General features: G+C 68.9%; 15 protein-coding genes. 3 read left to right on the plus strand and 12 right to left on the minus strand.

Features of this window, described 5'->3' with window-relative positions; genetic code table 11:
• Window positions 1-49: 49 nt before the first annotated feature.
• The 8 genes from QF046_RS03815 to QF046_RS03850 all read right to left on the minus strand — a co-directional run bounded on the left by QF046_RS03815 (window position 50) and on the right by QF046_RS03850 (window position 8,828).
• Complete coding sequence (locus tag QF046_RS03815; protein ID WP_307366358.1) at window positions 50-532, minus strand: CinA family protein; 483 nt, start codon at window positions 530-532, stop codon at window positions 50-52.
• Window positions 529-1,104 (minus strand): CDP-diacylglycerol--glycerol-3-phosphate 3-phosphatidyltransferase, encoded by a 576-nt coding sequence (gene pgsA, locus QF046_RS03820; protein ID WP_307366362.1) that lies wholly within the window; start codon window positions 1,102-1,104, stop codon window positions 529-531. The genes QF046_RS03815 and pgsA overlap by 4 nt, the downstream gene beginning before the upstream one ends.
• Window positions 1,104-3,854 (minus strand): DNA translocase FtsK, encoded by a 2,751-nt coding sequence (locus QF046_RS03825; protein WP_307366364.1) that lies wholly within the window; start codon window positions 3,852-3,854, stop codon window positions 1,104-1,106. Before QF046_RS03825 ends, pgsA begins: the two co-directional genes overlap by 1 nt.
• Window positions 3,855-3,974: 120 nt before the next feature.
• Window positions 3,975-5,651, minus strand: a complete 1,677-nt coding sequence (locus QF046_RS03830; RefSeq protein ID WP_307366366.1) for a ribonuclease J — start codon at window positions 5,649-5,651, stop codon at window positions 3,975-3,977.
• Between the two features lie 61 nt (window positions 5,652-5,712).
• Window positions 5,713-6,690, minus strand: coding sequence for a 4-hydroxy-tetrahydrodipicolinate synthase (gene dapA / locus QF046_RS03835; protein ID WP_307366368.1), 978 nt, complete (start codon window positions 6,688-6,690; stop codon window positions 5,713-5,715).
• Window positions 6,691-6,760: 70 nt separating this feature from the next.
• A complete protein-coding gene (locus QF046_RS03840; RefSeq protein ID WP_307366370.1) occupies window positions 6,761-7,522 on the minus strand; it encodes an SDR family oxidoreductase in 762 nt (253 codons plus the stop codon).
• Window positions 7,522-7,998, minus strand: coding sequence for a dihydrofolate reductase (locus QF046_RS03845; protein WP_307372694.1), 477 nt, complete (start codon window positions 7,996-7,998; stop codon window positions 7,522-7,524). The genes QF046_RS03840 and QF046_RS03845 overlap by 1 nt, the downstream gene beginning before the upstream one ends.
• Before the next feature lie 17 nt (window positions 7,999-8,015).
• Complete coding sequence (locus QF046_RS03850) at window positions 8,016-8,828, minus strand: thymidylate synthase (protein WP_307366371.1); 813 nt, start codon at window positions 8,826-8,828, stop codon at window positions 8,016-8,018.
• Window positions 8,829-8,922: 94 nt separating this feature from the next.
• On the opposite strand from QF046_RS03850, the gene QF046_RS03855 reads away from it, so the two are divergent.
• The 3 genes from QF046_RS03855 (at window position 8,923) to QF046_RS03865 (ending at window position 10,442) form a co-directional block, all read left to right on the plus strand.
• On the plus strand, window positions 8,923-9,348 hold the full coding sequence (locus QF046_RS03855; RefSeq protein WP_307366373.1) for a thioredoxin family protein: 426 nt from the start codon (window positions 8,923-8,925) through the stop codon (window positions 9,346-9,348).
• On the plus strand, window positions 9,345-9,929 hold the full coding sequence (locus tag QF046_RS03860) for a DUF4395 domain-containing protein (RefSeq protein ID WP_307366375.1): 585 nt from the start codon (window positions 9,345-9,347) through the stop codon (window positions 9,927-9,929). Before QF046_RS03855 ends, QF046_RS03860 begins: the two co-directional genes overlap by 4 nt.
• An 87-nt stretch (window positions 9,930-10,016) precedes the next feature.
• Complete coding sequence (locus QF046_RS03865; RefSeq protein WP_307366378.1) at window positions 10,017-10,442, plus strand: OsmC family peroxiredoxin; 426 nt, start codon at window positions 10,017-10,019, stop codon at window positions 10,440-10,442.
• A gap of 72 nt (window positions 10,443-10,514) precedes the next feature.
• Here the strand turns inward: QF046_RS03865 and QF046_RS03870 are convergent, their stop codons facing one another.
• The 4 genes from QF046_RS03870 to QF046_RS03885 all read right to left on the minus strand — a co-directional run bounded on the left by QF046_RS03870 (window position 10,515) and on the right by QF046_RS03885 (window position 13,500).
• Window positions 10,515-10,952: a hypothetical protein gene (locus QF046_RS03870; protein WP_307366380.1), complete on the minus strand. Its 438-nt coding sequence runs from the start codon at window positions 10,950-10,952 to the stop codon at window positions 10,515-10,517.
• Window positions 10,949-11,695, minus strand: coding sequence for a 4-hydroxy-tetrahydrodipicolinate reductase (gene dapB, locus QF046_RS03875; RefSeq protein ID WP_307366382.1), 747 nt, complete (start codon window positions 11,693-11,695; stop codon window positions 10,949-10,951). Before dapB ends, QF046_RS03870 begins: the two co-directional genes overlap by 4 nt.
• 63 nt (window positions 11,696-11,758) lie before the next feature.
• On the minus strand, window positions 11,759-12,361 hold the full coding sequence (locus tag QF046_RS03880; RefSeq protein WP_307366384.1) for a histidine phosphatase family protein: 603 nt from the start codon (window positions 12,359-12,361) through the stop codon (window positions 11,759-11,761).
• A gap of 113 nt (window positions 12,362-12,474) precedes the next feature.
• Window positions 12,475-13,500 (minus strand): aldo/keto reductase, encoded by a 1,026-nt coding sequence (locus QF046_RS03885; RefSeq protein ID WP_307366386.1) that lies wholly within the window; start codon window positions 13,498-13,500, stop codon window positions 12,475-12,477.
• Between the last annotated feature and the right edge of the window lie 110 nt (window positions 13,501-13,610).

Below are 13,610 nucleotides of genomic sequence, written 5' to 3' on the forward strand. Positions count from 1 at the left end.
GGTGTGTCGAATGTTGAGCACATCACCATCAACCTCGTGCCGCTTCGGGCTATTCCCGGACCGCCTCGAGCGCGAGCTCGATGGCCGCGTCGCGCGCCTGGGCGCGGATCTCATCGCGCGAGCCCTCGAACACGAAGACCCGCGACCGCGCTCCGAACGGTGTGGCGACACCGATGTGGACCGTGCCCACCGGCTGCCCGTCGGGAGACTCCGGCCCCGCGATGCCCGTGGTGGCGATGCCGACGTCCGCCGGACGCCCGTCGACGGCGACGGCGCGACGGACACCGTCGGCCATCTGGACCGCGACTTCGGGGTGCACCGGGCCGTGAGCGGCGAGCAGATCGGCATCCACGCCGAGGAGGGTGTGCTTGACGGGCGTCGCGTAGGCCACGACCGCGCCCCACAGCGCGGCGGAGGCGCCGGGCACCGTGACGATCTCGGAGGCGACGGCTCCCCCTGTCAGCGATTCGGCCACGCCCAGGGTCCAGCCGCGCTCGCGCAGCGCCGAGACGAGCTGTGCGGCCGCGGTCACGGCGCGCTTCGCCGACCGCGGGTCTGCGCGAAGACGTAGTCGATGCCGCTGGCCACGGTGAGCAGCAGTGCGAGCAGCATCAGCACGAATGTCACCATCGTCCACGCCGGCTGCCCGACGAGGACGTGCAGGGGAAGCAGCGCCCACCCGAGGGCCACGCCCTGCACCACGGTCTTGATCTTGCCCATCCATGCGGCCGCGACCACGTGCTCGTTCACGATCATGAGGCGGTGGATGGTGACGCCCCACTCGCGGATGAGGATGATGATGACGATCCACCACCCCACCTCGCCGAGGATCGCGAGTCCGAGGAAACCCGCTCCGGTGAGGAGCTTGTCGGCGATCGGGTCCCACAGCTTGCCGAAGTCGCTGACGATGTCGTACCGCCGGGCGAGGTAGCCGTCGACCCAGTCGGTGGAGATGCCCAGGACGAAGATCGCGCCCGCCACCCAGCGCAGCACGAGGTCGTCCGCTCCGAAGGTGCCGGCCAGCAGCAGCAGGATGAAGAAGACGACGGCGAGCGGGATGCGGGCGATCGTGATCGCGTTGGGCAGTTGGCGCGGGATGCTCATCAGTCGCGGCCCGTCAGGCCCCAGGCGTCCTCGTCGCCGTCGCCGTCGCTCTCCACCTCGGGCAGCCCCTCGAACTGCTGCTCGATCGGGTCCCGGGCGTACATGTCGTGCTCGGCCGATGCTGCGGCCTGCGCAGGTGACGCAGGTGACGCCGGTGACGCCGGCACATCATCGCCGCGGAGCTTGGCGAGCACGCCGGGCAGCTGCTCGTTGGTGACGAGCACGTCTCGGGCCTTGGAACCCTCGGAGGGTCCGACGATCTCACGCGATTCGAGCAGATCCATCAGCCGGCCCGCCTTGGCGAAGCCGACGCGCAGCTTGCGCTGCAGCATCGACGTCGATCCGAACTGCGAGGACACGATCAGCTCGGCGGCGGCGAGCAGCAGCTCCAGGTCGTCGCCGATGTCCGCGTCGACCTCCTTGCGCTTCGCCTCGGCGGATTCCTGCACGTCGGGACGGTACTCGGGGCGGGCCTGCTGCGTGACGTGCTTGACGACGTCCGCGATCTCGCTCTCGTCGACCCAGGCGCCCTGGAGCCGGAACGGCTTGGACGACCCCATCGGCGAGAACAGCGCGTCACCCTGACCGATGAGCTTGTCGGCGCCGGGCGAGTCGAGGATGACCCGGCTGTCGGTGACGCTCGTGACGGCGAACGCGAGGCGGGACGGCACGTTGGCCTTGATCAGACCGGTGACGACATCGACGCTGGGGCGCTGGGTCGCCAGCACCAGGTGGATGCCGGACGCGCGGGCCAGCTGCGTGATGCGGACGATGGAGTCCTCGACGTCTCGCGGAGCGACCATCATCAGGTCGGCGAGCTCGTCGACGACGACCAGCAGGTAGGGGTACGGCTTGAGCACCCGTTCGCTGCCTGCCGGGAGGTCTACCTCACCGGCCCGTACGGCGCGGTTGAAGTCGTCGATGTGGCGGAACCCGAACGACGCGAGGTCGTCGTAGCGCATGTCCATCTCCTTCACGACCCACTGCAGCGCCTCTGCCGCCTTCTTGGGGTTCGTGATGATGGGCGTGATCAGGTGCGGCACGCCGGCGTAGCTGGTGAGCTCCACGCGCTTCGGATCGATCAGGACCATGCGCACATCGGCGGGGCGCGCCCGCATCAGCAGGCTGGTGATCATCGAGTTCACGAAGCTGGACTTGCCGGAGCCGGTGGAACCCGCCACCAGCAGGTGGGGCATCTTCGCGAGGTTGGCGACGACGATGTTGCCGCCGACGTCCTTGCCGACGCCGATCGTCATCGGGTGCGTGCTCTTCTGCGCCGCGGCGGAGCGCAGCACGTCGCCCAGGGCGACGGTCTCCTTGTCGACGTTCGGGATCTCGATGCCGATGGCGCTCTTGCCGGGGATCGGGGAGAGGATGCGCACATCGTTGGAGGCGACGGCGTAGGAGAAGTTGTTGCTCAGCTGCAGGATCTTCTCGACCTTGACGCCCAGACCGACCTCGATCTCGTACTGTGTGACCGTCGGTCCGCGCGAGAAGCCGGTGACCTTGGCGTCCACCTTGAACTGCTCCAGCACGCTGGTGATCTGCGCGATGGTGTTGTCGGTGGCATCCGATCGTGTGACGGGCGGCGGTCCTGCCTTCAGCACACCCGGCGAGGGCAGCACGTACGGCGCGGCGGGCGGCTGGAGCCCGTTCGCACCGGGTCCGGCCGTGCCGAACCCGTCGAGACCGGGAAGCTCCCCCGTCGAACCGTCGTCGTCGAGCAGCGCCGTGGTGTTCTGCTCGCCGAGCATGTCCGCCAGCGCACTGACATCGGTGAGCACCTCGGTGGCGGCATCCTGAGGTGAGTCGTCGACGATGACGGCCTGGTCGTAGGCGGCCTTCTTGCTCGGCTCGCCGAGCAGCGCCGTGATCGCCTGGGAGTCGACGTCGTCCTCGGGGTCCTCCTCGCGACCGGTCTTGTTGCGTCGCCACCAGGGCAGCGCGTCGTCCTTCTCATCGGAGTCCTGCGGGGCCTCGTCGACCGCGGCGGGGCGCAGCGGCCGCTCGGCGCCGAACATCCACGCGTACAGGTCGCCCAGTCGCTCGCCGATCCGGTTCGGCGGCGTCTTGGTGAGGATGAGCACGCTGAGCAGAGCCAGCAGCCCGAGCACGATGTAGGCCACGACCGGAGTGAGGAACGCCAGCGGCTCCCCCAGCATCCAGCCGAACAGCCCACCCGCGGCACTGAGGGCGGGCATGCCGTCCTTCGGCTGGGGACGTGCGAGGACGCCGAACTTGTCGACCACTCCCGAGGCGACGTGGCAGAAGCCGGCGAGAGCGAGGACGAAGAATCCGAAGCCGATCCCGATCCGCCCGTTGTCGTGCACGGACGAAGGATGCCGGAACAGCCACCCCGCCAGCAGGAGCAGCAGCACTGGGAGCACGAAGGCCACCCGGCCGATCAGCAGCCCCCAGGTGTACGCGCTGATGTTCTGCGCGATCTGCTCGCCGATGAAGAACCACTCCACGACCGCGCCGGCGCAGGCCAGCAGGACCAGCAGGAACGGGAATCCGTCGCGGCGCTGCTCCTTCTCGAGAGACTCCGGCCCGAAGGCGCGGAACAGCCCGCCGACACCGTGCGCCAGCCCGAGCCACATCCGCGCCGCCAGCGGCGCCTTCTCCGCCTCGTCGACGTAGCGCTTGGGCGCGGGCGCCGCCTTGGCACGCGAGCGCGGAGCCGCCTGCCGCTCGGGACGCGACGAGGACGCCGCGGACGCGCGCTCAGACTTCGTGGTGCTCCTGGCCATGTCTCCACGCTACGTCCGAACACCGACATCCGGCCGCAATGACGCGGGTTTCCAGGGGATCACGCCTCGATCAGGCGTGCTCCCCCGGTCTCGGTCGCGCCGCGATCGGGCGCGGCCACGTCACGCCTCGATGACGAGCGGGACGATCATCGGGCGGCGGCGCAGCTTCTGGTTGACCCAGCGGCCGATCGTACGGCGCACGATCTGCGACAGCGCGTGGTTGTCGCGCACGCCGTTGCCGGCGGCCTCCTTGAGGGCGGCGACGATCTTGGGTACGACGTCGTCGAAGACGCGATCGTCCTCGGCGACACCGCGTGCGTGGATCTCCGGCCCCGAGATGACCTGACCGGTGGTCGAGTCCACGACGATGATCACGGAGACGAAGCCCTCCTCGCCGAGGATGCGACGGTCCTTCAGATCGGCATCCGTGATCCCGCCGACGGTGGAGCCGTCGACGTACACGAATCCGATGTCGAGCTGGCCGGCCACCCGGGCCTCGCCGTCGCGCAGGTCGATCACCGTGCCGTTGGATGCGATGAAGGTGCGCTCCTCCGGGATGCCGGTGTCCTGCGCGAGCTTGGCGTTCGCCGTCAGGTGGCGGTACTCGCCGTGCACGGGCAGCACGTTGCGGGGCTTGAGGATGTTGTAGCAGTAGAGCAGTTCGCCGGCGGCGGCGTGGCCGGAGACGTGCACGCGGGCGTTGCCCTTGTGCACGACGGTGGCGCCGAGCTTGGTGAGTCCGTCGATCACTCGGTAGACCGCGTTCTCGTTGCCCGGGATCAGGCTCGAGGCGAGGATCACCGTGTCGCCCTCCCCCGGCTCGATGGCGTGGTCCAGGTTGGCCATGCGGCTGAGCACGGCCATCGGCTCGCCCTGCGATCCGGTGGACATGTAGACGATCTTGTCGTCGGGCAGGTCGCGCGCCTTCTTGTAGTCGATGAGCACGCCGTCCGGAACCCGCAGGTAGCCGAGCTGCTCGGCGATGGTCATATTGCGAACCATGCTGCGGCCGAGGAACGCAACCCGACGTCCGTGAATGTGTGCGGCGTCGATGACCTGCTGCACACGGTGCATGTGGCTGGAGAAACTGGCAACGATCACACGGCGCGGGGCCTTGCCGATCACCTGGTCGAGCACGGGACCGATCGAGCGCTCCGTGGGCGTGAAGCCCGGAACGTCGGCATTGGTGGAGTCGACGAGGAACAGGTCGACCCCGTCATCACCCAGACGCGCGAAGGTGTTCAGATCGGTGATGCGGCCGTCCAGCGGCAGCTGGTCCATCTTGAAGTCGCCGGTCGCGAGCACGACGCCCGCCGGGGTGGTGATGGCGACGGCCAGCGCGTCGGGGATGGAGTGGTTCACCGCGATGAACTCGAGATCGAACGGGCCGACCTGCTCCTCCTCGCCCTCCTTCACCGTGAGGGTGAAGGGCTTGATGCGGTGCTCCTTGAGCTTCGCCTCGACCAGAGCGAGGGTCAAGCCGGAGCCGATCAGCGGGATGTCGCCCTTCAGGCGCAGCAGGTAGGGCACGCCGCCGATGTGGTCCTCGTGGCCGTGCGTGAGCACGACGCCGACGATGTCGTCGAGGCGGTCCTTGATGGGCGAGAAGTCGGGCAGGATCAGGTCGACGCCCGGCTGGTGCTCCTCGGGGAAGAGCACGCCGCAGTCGACGATGAGGATCTTGCCTTCGTACTCGAACGCGGTCATGTTGCGGCCGATCTCACCGAGACCACCGATCGGGGTCACGCGGAGCGTGCCCTGGGCGAGTGGTTCGGGAGCGGCGATGGGGGTGGACATGGACGTCTCCTCTGTCGGACACACGCGTGCCCGTTCGTTTGCGTTCAGCGCGTGAGAGCGCTCATCGAGTGGTGCCGTGCACCTTCGGCAGGGCGCCGCCGGCGGCGGCGTTGCGGTCGGGACGGAAGTTCGAGAAATCGGCGCCGGGGACATCGGTGACCAGCGCGAGCTCGTCCTCGATGATCGCGGCCTCCCACTCCTCCGGTCCGACCAGTGGCAGCCGCACACGCGGGCTGCCGATACGGCCGAGGCCGTGCAGGATGTACTTCGCCGCGACGGTGCCGGGCACATGGGTCATCACCGCGCGCACCAGTGGCTCGAGGCGCTGGTGCTCCGCGGTGGCGGTCTTCAGGTCGCCGCGGTTCACGGCGTCGATGATGGTGCGGTACGGCGCGGACGTGATGTTGGCCGTCACCCCGACGAGCCCTGTCGCGCCGATCGCGAGGTGCGGCAGCACGTTGGCGTCATCGCCGGAGAAGTACATCAGGTCCGTCTGGTTGAGCACTCGGCTGACCTCGGAGAAGTCGCCCTTGGCATCCTTCACCGCGAGGATGTTCGGGTGCTTGGCCAGGCGCACGATGGTCTCGTACTTGATCGGGACACCCGTGCGGCCCGGGATGTCGTACAGGATGACCGGCAGGTCCGTCGCGTCCGCGACGAGGCGGAAATGCGTGAGGATGCCCGCCTGGGTGGGCTTGTTGTAGTACGGCGTGACGATCATGATGCCGTCGGCGCCGGCCTTCTCGCTGGCTTTGTAGAGCTCGATGGCGTGCGCGGTCTCGTTCGACCCGCCGCCGGTGATGATCTTCGCCCGGCCCGCTGAGACGTCCTTGCCGACCTCGACCAGCCGCAGCTTCTCGTCGTCGGTCAGGGTGGAGGTCTCACCGGTGGTTCCGGTCACGACGATGCCGTCGGCGCCGTCGGTGATCACCTTGTCCATGTGCTTCTCGGTCGCGGGCCAGTCCACTTCGCCGTCGGCGGTCATCGGGGTGACCAGCGCGACGAGAACCTGTCCGAAGGGATTGTCCGAGAGCGTCATGCTCTCAGGTTATCGCGTCAGCCCCGGATCCATGCGCCCGAGACGGGTCCGGGAGCGCAAGCCTGCGTGTTCAGACCCGCCCCCGGCGCGCGACGCCCGCCGTCAGCGAGCTGGGCAGGAGCCTGCTCGCCGCGACGATCACCTTGTACCGCAGCGACGGGATCGACACGGATCGGCCGCGCGCGGCATCCCGCAGCCCCTCGCGAACGACGTCCTCGGCGTTCAGCCACATCGGTCCGGGCACGCCCTCCTTGCCGGCGGCGAGCCCCATCCGGGCGTGGAACGAGGTGTGCGTGAAACCCGGGCAGAGGGCGGTGACCGACACCCCGTCGCGGCTGTACTCGCCGTTCGCCCAGCGGCTGAAGCCGATCAGCCACGACTTGCACGCCGAATAGGTGGAACGGGAGATGAAACCGGCGACGGATGCGACGTTGATGATCCGTCCGCCGCGGCCGCGCATGGCGCGGATGGCCGCGTGCATGAGACGCATCGGGGCCTCGACATGCACCCGCAGGTGACGCACCTCGTCATCGATGTCGTTGTCCGCGAACTGCAGCGGCAGGCCGAATCCCGCGTTGTTGATCAGCAGGTCGACGGGGTGGTCCGCGTCGGATATCCGCGCCGCGACGCGATCGACATCCGCCTCCCGCGACAGGTCGGCGGTGATCACCTCCACAGCGATGCCATGCGACTCTCGCAGCTCCGATGCGAGTTCCGCGAGGGCGTCGGCGCCGCGGGCGACGAGCACCAGGTCTGCGCCTCGGCCCGCGAGCTGGTGGGCGAACTCGGCGCCGAGGCCGGCGCTGGCTCCGGTGATCAGTGCGGTGGGCATCAGCGCTCGTAGCCCAGGAAGCGATAGCGGATGCCGGTGCGGGACGTCTGCCACTCCCCCTCGTCGACCAGGCGCCAGCCCTCCTTCGACGGCGCGTAGGCGTCTCCCGCCACCTTCAGGTCCAGCTCGGTGACCTCCAGGCGGTCGGCCTCGCCGATCACCTGGCGGAAGATCTCGGACCCGCCGATGATCCAGACCCGGTCGAGGCCCCGCACAGCCTCGGCGAGGTTCGCGGCTCGACGGACGCCCTCGGCGCTCCAGTCCTGCTGGCGGGTGATCACGATGTTCTCTCGGCCCGTCAGCGGGCGGAACCGCTCCGGCAGCGAGTCCCAGGTGCGCCGCCCCATGACCACCGGCTGTCCCAGGGTGATCTCCTTGAAGTGCGCGAGGTCCTCGGGCACATGCCAGGGCATGCCGCCCTGCGCGCCGATCACACCGCCATCCGCTTCGGCCCAGATCAGGCCGACCATCGGCATTCCCGAAGACACCGCGCTCATACGGCGACCGCCCCACGGATCGCGGGGTGGTGCTGGTAGTCCACGACCTCGAAGTCCTCCTCGTAGTCGTAGTCGAGGATCGACTCGGGGGTGCGCGTGATGCGCAGCGTGGGGTACGGGTACGGCTCACGTGTCAGCTGCTCGCGCACCTGCTCCCGGTGATTGTCGTAGACATGGCAGTCGCCGCCGGTCCAGACGAACTCGCCCGGCTCGAGACCGGTCTGCTGAGCGACCATGAGGGTCAGCAGCGCGTAGGAGGCGATGTTGAAGGGCACGCCGAGGAAAAGGTCGGCGCTGCGCTGGTACAACTGGCACGACAGCTTGCCGTCGGCCACGTAGAACTGGAACAGCGCATGACACGGTGCCAGCGCCATGTCGGGGATGTCGGCGGGGTTCCAGGCCGACACGATGAGTCGGCGGGAGTCGGGCGTCGCCTTGATCTGCTCGATCACCTGGGACAGCTGGTCGATGCTCTCGCCGTCGGGCGTCGGCCAGGATCGCCACTGCACGCCGTACACAGGACCGAGCTCGCCGTCGGCATCCGCCCACTCGTCCCAGATCTTCACCCCGTGCTCCTGCAGCCAGCGCACGTTCGAGTCGCCGCGCAGGAACCAGAGCAGCTCGTAGGCGATGGACTTGAAATGCACCCGTTTGGTGGTGATCAGCGGGAAGCTCTCGGCCAGGTCGAAGCGGATCTGCCGGCCGAAGACGCTCGTCGTCCCGGTGCCGGTGCGATCGTCCTTGTGCGTGCCGTTCTCGAGCACATCGCGGAGCAGGTCCTCATAGGGCGTGGGGATGGCGGCGCTCATGCCTGCAACGATACCTGCGCAGAGCCCGTGCGGGCGGAATGTCATGCTCCGTCACATCGGCCCCGCCCGCCGCATCCGGACTTATCGTGGACACATGCCGCTCTCCTCCGCCCTGATCGCACTGGCCGCGCTCGTGGCCGTCGCCGTCATCACGGGCGTGATCTGGCGCGTCCGCGACGGACGGCGCCGTTCCGGATCGGGCGCGATCGATCCGGCCGACCTCGGTGTCACGTCCGGTCGCATCTCGCTCGTGCAGTTCAGCACCGAGACGTGCACCCGCTGCCCGCAGGTGCGACGGATGCTGCAGGGCATCGCCGCGGGCCATGACGGCGTCGACCACATCGATGTCGACCTCACCCATCGCCCTGATCTCGCCCGTCGCCACCGCGTGCTCAGCACCCCCACGACGTTTCTGATCGGCACGGACGACACCCTGATCGCACGCTTCAACGGCGCGCCCCGCCGCGCCGACATCGAATCCGCACTGACCGGACTTCCCGCATTTCAGGAGGCATCATGAGCGACGCCGCTCCCCCGCACGGCATCGACCCGCGCGGGCCGCGCTTCGGCGCGTGGATCACGTCGGTGCTGCTTCTGGTGGCGACGTTCCTCGGGCTGACCGGCATCGCGGCGCAGAGCGCGTCGGCGACATTCGGCTGGTTCGCCTACCAGCCGCTCGCGGATGCGACGTTCGTCGGCTCCGGCTGGGCGCTTCCCGCAGCATCCTTCGGCCAGCGCATCGTCGACCCGGCCTTCCTGCTCACTCTCGTCGTCGCGCTGCTGTTCCTGTGGGGCGTGCTGTCCCCCACGACGCATCCGTGGAGCACGCTGTTCCGACGCGTGGTGCGCCCGCGGCTCGCGCCGCCGACCGAGCTGGAGGATCCGCGTCCGCCGCGGTTCGCGCAGGGCGTGGGACTGTTCGTGGTCACGCTCGGCCTGGTGCTGCACCTGATCGGGGTTCCCCTGGCCCTGCCGATCGCGACCGCCGCTGCCTTCATCGCCGCCTTCCTCAATGCCGCCTTCGGCTTCTGCCTGGGCTGCCAGCTGTACCTGCTGCTGCAGCGCGCCGGCGTGCTCGGGCGCACCACACGCCCGGCCTGACGACGGGTACCGGACGACCACCCGTCGTGGGTAGGCTGGCGGGACGACGCGACCCCGCGACGACGACCGCCCATCTCAGGAGGAAACATGTCCGTCACCAGCGAAGCCGCAGCCACGTGGACCGGTTCCCTGACCGAGGGCTCGGGAACCGTCGCGTTCTCGTCATCGAGCCTCGGCACCTTCCCCATCGACTGGAAGGCCCGCAGCGAGGGCTCCGACACCACGACCACTCCTGAGGAGCTCATCGCCGCCGCGCACGCCTCGTGCTTCAGCATGGCTCTCTCGCACGCTCTGAGCGAGAACGGCACTCCTCCCGAGCGCGTCAACGCCTCGGCATCCGTCACGTTCAAGCCCGGTACCGGCATCACCGGCAGCCACCTGAACGTGAACGCCACGGTCCCGGGCATCACCCCGGAGAAGTTCCAGGAGATCGCCGAAGGCGCCAAGACCGGCTGCCCCGTCTCTCAGGCTCTCGCCGGAATCGAGATCACCCTCGAGGCCAGCCTGGCCTGACGTCCCGCTGTATGGCGCGAACCGCCCCTGATTCGAGAGAATCGGGGCGGTTCGTGCCATATAGACGGGTTCTCAGGGGCGGGCGAGGCGGATGGCCTCGCGGATGCTTGCTCTGGCGTCTTTGCGTCGGCCTGCGGCGTCCTGCACGACGCCGAGTCGATAGCGCGCCCGCCAGTCCTCGGCATCCGCCTCCACCGAGGTCGCGTACTGCGCGATCAGCGGCTCGACGTCCTCGCGGCGCAGACGCCCGCTGGGCGTGAGCTGCTCCGGAGCCTCCGGCATTCCGCCCTCGCCGTCGAGGATGCGGCCCAGCCTGTCGGCGGAGAAGCCGAACAGGAGCTCGCGCACCAGCGCCCAGGCGCCGATCGGCGCGATGATCACCAGTGCGACGCCCATCCCGATCGACAGCGCGGTGCCGACCGAGAAGAACATCACGCCGAGCCACACGGCGATGACGATGTACAGCAGCAGCGCGGCGCCCATCACGACGACGCCGATCCGAGAGGTCACGAGCGGGCCCGGATGCCGATGTCGATGATGTTCTCCAGACCGACGACGATCCCGCGGGCGTCGCGGGCGAAGGGAAGCGCCAGCCGGATTCCGGGTGTGTACGCGGCTGCGGAATCGATCGTGTCGTGCACGATCGACAGCGATTCTCCCGCACCCGACAGGATCGCCTCCTGGCGGGCGATCACGCCCGGGCGCCGCAGCGAGTGCACGGGCACACCGGCGACCTGCTGCCCGCGTGCACGCTGATCGCCGTGCGGAGCCTCGAAGGGCCCCCTCTCATCACGGGCATCCGCCATCAGCTCGGCGGTGCGCACCGCGGTTCCGCTCGGCGAGTCGATCTTCGTGTCGCGGTGCGACTCCACGATCTCGGCGGACGGGAAGAAGGGTGCTGCTGCCGCCGCAAGTGCCGTCCCGAGGGCAGAGCCCAGCGAGAAGTTCGGGATGAACACCACCCCCATCTCGGCGTCCGCCACCAGGGGTCGCACCGGGGCGATGCGCTCCTGGGACCATCCCGATGTGCCGACGAGCACATTGATGCCGCGGTCGATCGCCGCGCGCACCACGTCGATGCTCACCGCCGGCGCCGACGCGTCGACCACCAGATCGGCGCCGTCCAGCTCGCTGAGGTCGCTGGCCGAACCGAGCACGCTGCGCACCTCGAACCCGTCGAGCTCATCGATCACGTGATGGATGATGCGCCCGAGCTTGCCTGATCCGCCGACGAGGGCAACCTGAGTGGTCATGACTCCAGTCTAGATTCGCCGGCCGGGCCCTCTTGCCGCGTGTCGTCCTCGACAGGCACTCGCTCAGACGGTGATCGCGTCCGGAAGACCGGTGCGCAGCTCCATCGGCAGATGACCCAGGTCGTTGTGGCTCATCAGCGTCCACGGTCGGCCCTGCTTCTGCACGATCACGCTCAGGCCGCAATGCGCCTGGTTGAGCGTCATCCAGCGCCAGTCCGGAGCGCCCAGCACTTCGCGCACGAACCACGAGATCACGAAGTTGTGGGTGATGAGGACCTCGTGCACATCGCCGTTGCGTCGACGCAGGAACTCCCCCACCGCGTCCGACATCTGTGCGGCGCCCGCCTCGATCTCGGCGTCGCTGACCGAACCGAAGAACGGCTCGTAGGCGCTGGGAGTCTCCTCGGACATGCCGCTCGGCACGCAGTCGAAGAGCAGCGCCGAGGGCACCGGGTCCACCGCGGGCAGTCGCGCGGCGATGGCACGGGCCGTCTCCGCCGCGCGCAGCAGCGGGGAATGCCAGACGGCATCGAGCGGAAGGCCCGAGAGCCGGTCTGCGATGAGCTCTGCCTGACGTTGACCTCGAGGTGAGAGTGGTCCGTCGTCGATGCCGTGCTCGGCGTCGACATGCTCACCGTGTCTGACCAGATATATGTAGTGCGTCACAACCCTGCTCACTTCGTGCCACCGCGTCGGGGCGCTTCCAGCTTAGGTCACGCGTCCGACGCTCGGGCCCCGGAAGACGCCGGGGCTGGGTCCCGGCCGCAGAGCGCGGGCTTCTACTCCCCGGCGCGCGTGAGTTCGGCGACCTGCGTGCGCGTGAGCGTGATGCCCGCACCCTGCATGAGCTCGTCGACGTGCTCGAGGGCGAAGGCGTTCACGATCGGCGCGACGACCGTGCGCTGCGCGAGCAGCCATGCCATCGAGACGGCGGCGACGGGAACGGCGAGCTCGTCGGCGATCAGGTCGAGCGCCCTCAGCACGCGGATGCCCTTGCGGTTCAGGTGACTGCGCATCTGCTGTCCGCGCACGCCCACCGCCGACGACTTGCTGCGGTGCCGGCCGGAGAGGAATCCGTGTTCGAGAGCGTGCGAGGGCGTGACCGCCAGGCTCTGCGCCGCGGCGACCAGGCGCAGGTCGCCCTCGAACTCATCCCGGCGCACGAGGTTGTACGGCTCGTCGAGCACTTCCAGCCGCGGGTAGCCGGCCGCCGCGAGGATCCGCGCCTCCACGAGTCGCTCCGGCGCGAAGCGGAAACCGCCGACCACCGCGATCTTGCCCGCCTCGCGCAGCCACTCGACCGTCGCGAGGGTGTCCTCGAGGTTCGTGCTGCTGTCGAGCGAGGCATCCAGATAGAGCACGTCGATGCGGTCGACCCCGAGCCGGGTGAGCGAACCCTCCACCGCACGCACGAGGTTGACGGAGCCCAGGCCGGGGTTGTCGGCATGGGAGCCGATCCTGGCGCTCAGGACGACCTGCTCGCGTCGCCCGCCCGAGGTCTTCAGCCACTGCCCGATGATGTACTCGCTGCGGCCCCCGGAGAAGCCGTCGGCCGTGTGCACGGCGTTGCCGCCGAATTCGAGGTAGCGATCCAGCAGAGCATGACTGGTCTTCTGGTCGACATTCCAGCCGAACTCGGCGGCTCCCAGCATCAGCGGGAAGATCGAATAGCCGGTCTCGCCGAGAGCGACGCGGATGCACTCCCCGACGCCGGGGCCGATGACGGGGATCGGGGCGGAGGGATGCGCATCAGGGGCATCGGCGCGCGAGGGCTGATCGGCCGTCCCGATGCCGAAAAGCTTCATCTCCCACCCCCGCGGATCCTCGATCCGTCTTGCATCGCACCCCCCGGTGCGTACTCACAGGCTAAGCGACGTCCCGCGCTGCGACGTCCACCATGACGAGGGTGCGCAGA

The organism is Microbacterium sp. W4I4, from assembly GCF_030816235.1.
Taxonomy (GTDB): Bacteria; Actinomycetota; Actinomycetes; order Actinomycetales; family Microbacteriaceae; genus Microbacterium.